Below are 209 nucleotides of genomic sequence, written 5' to 3'. Positions count from 1 at the left end.
TACGGCGTTTCACTTCTGAGTTCGGCATGGGGTCAGGTGGGACCACCGCGCTACAGCCGCCAGGCAAATTCTGTTTATCAGACCGTGTTTTACGTTCTGATGTAATCTGTAATCAAGCTGAAATCGATGTCTGTCTTTCGCCAAAACATCTTCGGCGTTGTAAGGTTAAGCCTCACGGTTCATTAGTATCGGTTAGCTCAATGTATCGC

The 209-nt window shown here is 47.8% G+C and carries 1 rRNA gene; it reads right to left on the bottom strand.

Annotated elements, in window-relative coordinates:
* Window positions 1-64, bottom strand: a 5S ribosomal RNA gene (gene rrf, locus OGY18_RS27465); the annotation flags it as partial.
* Window positions 65-209: the final 145 nt, after the last annotated feature.

This window comes from Citrobacter sp. Cpo142 (genome assembly GCF_030332425.1).
Taxonomy (GTDB): Bacteria; Pseudomonadota; Gammaproteobacteria; order Enterobacterales; family Enterobacteriaceae; genus Citrobacter; species Citrobacter portucalensis.
This window is presented reverse-complemented; position numbering and strand designations above follow the sequence as displayed.